Source organism: Deltaproteobacteria bacterium (assembly GCA_030654105.1).
In the GTDB taxonomy this organism is placed as follows: Bacteria; Desulfobacterota; SM23-61; order SM23-61; family SM23-61; genus JAHJQK01.
On record JAURYC010000310.1, the window covers coordinates 1 to 4,646 of the forward strand.

At 53.4% G+C, this 4,646-nt stretch carries 5 protein-coding genes; 2 read left to right on the top strand and 3 right to left on the bottom strand.

Translation table 11 applies throughout. The features are described 5' to 3' along the window. A partial coding sequence (locus tag Q7V48_13540) for a tripartite tricarboxylate transporter substrate binding protein (GenBank protein MDO9211749.1) occupies positions 1–946 on the top strand: 946 nt, incomplete at its 5' end. 49 nt (positions 947–995) lie between these two features. Further along, positions 996–1,961 (top strand): tripartite tricarboxylate transporter substrate binding protein, encoded by a 966-nt coding sequence (locus Q7V48_13545; GenBank protein ID MDO9211750.1) that lies wholly within the window; start codon positions 996–998, stop codon positions 1,959–1,961. A 65-nt stretch (positions 1,962–2,026) separates the two neighbouring features. Here the strand turns inward: Q7V48_13545 and Q7V48_13550 are convergent, their stop codons facing one another. Genes Q7V48_13550 through Q7V48_13560 form a run of 3 tightly spaced genes read right to left on the bottom strand, consistent with a single transcriptional unit; the run spans position 2,027 to position 4,460 of the window. Then, positions 2,027–2,968 carry a biotin-dependent carboxyltransferase family protein gene (locus Q7V48_13550; GenBank protein ID MDO9211751.1) on the bottom strand — a complete coding sequence of 314 codons (942 nt, stop codon included), beginning with the start codon at positions 2,966–2,968 and terminating at the stop codon, positions 2,027–2,029. Further along, entirely contained in the window at positions 2,965–3,663 is a 699-nt protein-coding gene (gene pxpB / locus Q7V48_13555) for a 5-oxoprolinase subunit PxpB (protein MDO9211752.1), read from the bottom strand. Before pxpB ends, Q7V48_13550 begins: the two co-directional genes overlap by 4 nt. Before the next feature lie 29 nt (positions 3,664–3,692). Continuing rightward, on the bottom strand, positions 3,693–4,460 hold the full coding sequence (locus Q7V48_13560) for a glucose 1-dehydrogenase (GenBank protein ID MDO9211753.1): 768 nt from the start codon (positions 4,458–4,460) through the stop codon (positions 3,693–3,695). Positions 4,461–4,646: the final 186 nt, after the last annotated feature.

A 4,646-nucleotide genomic window follows, 5' to 3' on the forward strand; every position in this document is an offset into this window, starting at 1 on the left:
TCTCGTAGCGGTGTTGATATTGGCACTTGGGGTCAGCGCCTACCCGCAAACTTATCCCACTAAGCCTGTTATGCTTATGGTGGCCTATCCGGCAGGAGGCAGCACCGATGTGGGGGCTCGTATCGTGGCATCTATCGCGGAGAAGGAGCTGGGCCAGCCCATCGTGGTGCTCAACAAAGCTGGCGCTGGGGGACAGGTGGGTTTTACGGAGCTGGCCAAACAGAAGGCCGACGGCTACTACATCGGCTTGATAAACCTCCCGGCCCTCAACACAATCATCCTGGACCCGGACCGCAAAGCCACTTTCGACATTGACACCTTCACCCCTATCATCAATCAGGTCCTGGACCCGGGGGTGATATACGTAAAGCCTGATAGCCACTATAAGAACCTCAAAGACTTGATTGTTGAGGCCAAGAAGCGTCCCGGGGAGATCAAAGTGGGTACGACGGGCATCCTCGGCGATGACCACCTAGCCATCTTGATGCTCGAAGAGGCGGCAGGGGTCAAGTTGCGCATCGTCCACTTCGAGGGGGATACTCCGCAGGTAACGGCCCTCCTGGGAGGGCAGATCGATGTCAGCTTCTTGAATGTAGGCGGCCTAACGCCAAGAGTGAAGGCGGGTCAATTGAGGGTCCTGGCGGTGATGGACAAGGAGAGGTCCAAGTTCTATCCAGATGTGCCCACCTCGGTGGAGCAGGGCTATCCTGCTGTCATCTCCTCCTCCACCCGGGGCATCGTCGGCCCCAAGGGCCTCCCCGAGCCTATTGTCAAAAAGCTCCAGGCGGTCTTCAAGAAGGCCATAGAGAACCCAGAGCACATGGAGAAGATGGACAAGGCAGGCCTGGCCATCAAGATGATGATGGGGGACGAGTACGGCAAGTACTGCCGGGAGCTGCACGATAGGGCCAAGCCATTGGTGGATGCAGCCCGAAAGGCCAGATAGGTAAAGTTTTTTTGCGCTATGCGAATTTTATAAAAAAGGAGGAACCAAAATGAAAGGGAGAGTTATCTTCAGTTTAGCAGCGTTGTCGTTGGCATTATTTGTTGGCAGCGCCTACGCCGCGGATTATCCCACCAAGCCGATTACGCTTCAGGTGCCCTATCCGGCCGGGGGCAGCTCCGACGTGGGAGCCCGTATCGTGGCGGCCATCGCGGAGAAGCAAATCGGCCAACCGATCGTGGTAGTCAACAAGGCCGGTGCCGGAGGGCAAGTGGGCTGGACCGAACTCGCCAGGCAAAAGCCCGACGGCTATTATCTCGGGGGCATCAACCTGCCCCATCTTCTCACCGCTATCTTAGACCCGGAGCGCAAAGCTACCTTCAAGGCCGAGGATATCGTCCCCATCATCAGCCAGGCCCTTGATCCTACCACTATCTCCGTCAGACCGGACAGCCCCTGGAAGACCCTTAAAGACCTGATGGAAGACGCCAAGAAGAAGCCCGGCCAAATTGCGGCTGGTATTGTCGGCTACCTCCAGGATGATGAGATCGGCTATCTGCAGTTTGCGGAAGCGGCGGGGGTAAAATTGCGGCTGGTCTATTTTGATGGGGCCGCGCCCGCCATCACCGCCCTCCTCGGAAAGCATGTGGATGTCCTCTTCTGTACCGTTGCTGATAATTATTCCCAGTGGAAGTCTGGCCGGATCCGTATGTTGACGATCATGGATAAGGAGAGGACTAAGTTCTACCCTGATTTGCCCACCACCGCAGAGCTGGGCTTCCCCACCGTTCTTTCCGCCTCCACCCGGGGGATCGCGGGTCCGAAAGGGATCCCGGAACCCATCCAGAAGAAGCTTCAGGAGGTCTTCAAGGAGGCCATGATGACCAAGGAGCACATGGACAAGCTGGAGGGTGCCGGCATGCCGGTCAAGATCATGATAGGCGAGGAGTTTGTAAAATATTATTGGGAAAGCTTCAAAGTAGCCAAGAAATGGGTGGAGCACGTCCGCGGCAAGTAATCGGCGGCCAATATTATGGGCATCGGCTTGGGACCGGTGCCCTTATTCTCTTGGGGATGATGTTATCAACCTTGTCTTTCGATCTCTCTCTCTACCCGTTCAAACCGAAGCTTTTCTTCTCGCAACGCCTGATGGGCTTCCTCCAGAGTTACTGATTGGAAACGCAAGTTTTCCCCGGGCATGACTTGGGCCAGGCGGCCCAGATCCGCAGAGATCACATTGGCGATCTTGGTGTAACCTCCGGAAACCTGAGCATCCCAGAGCAAAAGGATAGGCAATCCATCTCCCGGAACCTGGATCGCCCCGCGGGCGATGGGCTCGGAGATGATATCCGAACCTTGCAGGTGCTCGATCGTTGGGCCCTCCAATCTATACCCCATACGGTCCGATTGGGAGTTCACCCGGTATGCCGATGAAAGAAACGTTTCCATTCCCTTCTGAGTAAAGCGATCATCCTGCGGGCCGAGGATCACCCGCAAGATATTTTTATTAGAAAAGATGGGGATCATTTCTTGTAAAATTTTTCTAAAGGGGATGGATTGCGTGACTGGGTTGGCGATTTCCAGGATCTCACCCGTTTGCAGTACATTGCCCATCAAGCCGCGAACGAAAACCGAACGGCTGCCTAAAAATTCCCTCCCAGAAAACCCCCCTTGAATCGCCAGGTAGGCTCGAAATCCTTCCTTCCTTGCCCGGAAGGCCACCCGCTCGCCTTCCCGCAGAGCCAAGGCCTGCCACATGGGTAAAGATTTTCCATTTAAGTTAGGTGAAAGATTTCCACCGGTCACGGCAATGATGAGATCATTTAGAGCCAGAAGTTCAAGCCGGAAAAGGGTGATTTCCAAAAGGGCTGCGCCCGGAGGATTGCCAACGAGCAAATTGGCCACTTGGGCCGAAAAGCTATCAGCTACGCCTGAAGCTGGCGTACCATATTTCATATACCCTGGCCGGCCAAGATCTTGAATCGTGGTGAAGATGCCCGGATTGGAAACTTCAAAGGCTTTCATAGAAAATCCATCGCCAGCTTACCCTTAGCCTTCATGGCCTCTTCTTCAGCCACCGGTATAAACTGAATTTCATCTCCCGATAAAAAAGGAACGGGGGGAAAAAGATGGGGGGTATAAAGGTTGACAAAAGTTCGTCCAATATAATTGAAGCCGGAAGGTTGATCCGTTGAAATCGCATTCGCCTGCCCGCCAGCCAGCCCCACCGAACCCGCGGGCACGAGGGTCCGGGGAGTTGCCAGACGGGGGACCCGGAGTGATTCGGGAAGCCCCCCAAGATAAGCCAGGCCGCAGATAAACCCGATAAAATAAACCATAAAACGGGTTTCGGAAAACATTTGAATCACTTTTTCTGGTGAAAGATGCGTGGTTTCAGCGACCCGCTGGAGGTCAGGCCCATGTAATGCCCCATAAACTGTGGGTAATCGGAAAAATCGCCCAGGAGGAAGATCTATATTTTTAGCTTTTTTTATCCAAAAATATATTTTATTTTCTAAAGGCCGATATTCAATCTCCAGTGGATCATAGACCACCATCAGAGCCCGGTAAGCGGGCAAAACTTCTTTGATCCCCGGAAGTGCTTCGGATTCGATGGCCAACGCCAGGGAGCGCACGGACCGGTTGACCTCAGGATCAATCCGGTTTTCAAACTCCACCAGGACCGCACTATCCCCCGAGGGGCGGATTTTAGGCCACATCTCCCTGTCCCCCGATCTCCCCATCTCCCTTAATTGCTCATCCACCCTCCATCCACAACGATGGTCTGCCCGGTTATATAACTGGAGGCATCGGAAGCCAGGAAGACGGCCACCCCTCCCAATTCCTCCGGATTTCCCCAGCGACCTAAGGGGATACGGCTGACAATGTCTTTATAACGTTCCTTATCCTTCTGGAGGGCTTCGGTTAAATCGGTAGTGAACCACCCGGGTCCAATGGCGTTCACCCGGATTCCGTATTGCGCCCAGCCATTGGCCAGGGATTTCGTGACCTGGTTAATCCCTCCTTTACTGGCCGCATAGGATGGAACATTCTTCCCGCCGATGAAGGCGATCAGAGAAGCAATGTTAACAATCGCCCCGGGGCGCTTCGCTGCGATCATCGTTTTGGCCACAGCCTGGGCCAGGAAAAAAGGGCCTTTGAGATTTGTCTGCATGACGATATCCCAATCCGCTTCGGAAAACTCTTCGCACGGAGCACGGCGGATGGTGCCGGCATTATTGATCAGGAAGTCAACCTTGCCGAACTCTTTTATCGCCTTTTCTACGACCCGGGGAATATCTTCCATCTTAGATAGATCTGCTGGGAAGGGAACGGCTGACCCACCGTACTTTTTCAGTTCTTCAGCCGTTTTCTCTAAAACTCCCCTCCTCCTTCCCACGATCAAGACTTCTGCCCCTGCCTGGACAACCGCAGTTGCCATGCCTTTGCCCAAGCCTGTCCCCCCACCGGTTACAATTCCACTTTTCCCTTGCAGGCTGAATTTATCAAGCATCATGTCTCCTCCTTTCTAAATTATAAAAAGACGATTGGCCACAGAGGGCACACAGGAAAGGTTTAAAAAACCTTTTTTCTACTTACGGGCAACAATCTTACCTCTAAACCGAACCAAATCGCAAGAAGGTTTTCATGAAATCCTCTTACTAATTGCTTGAATTTTTTAAACTGTGCTATCATGACTTTT

Coding starts and splice junctions, on each gene's coding strand:
- pxpB (MDO9211752.1), bottom strand. CDS start 3,663: ATGTGGCCTAAAATCCGCCCCTCGGGGGATAGTGCGGTCCTGGTGGAG.
- Q7V48_13560 (MDO9211753.1), bottom strand. CDS start 4,460: ATGATGCTTGATAAATTCAGCCTGCAAGGGAAAAGTGGAATTGTAACC.
- Q7V48_13550 (MDO9211751.1), bottom strand. CDS start 2,968: ATGAAAGCCTTTGAAGTTTCCAATCCGGGCATCTTCACCACGATTCAA.
- Q7V48_13545 (MDO9211750.1), top strand. CDS start 996: ATGAAAGGGAGAGTTATCTTCAGTTTAGCAGCGTTGTCGTTGGCATTA.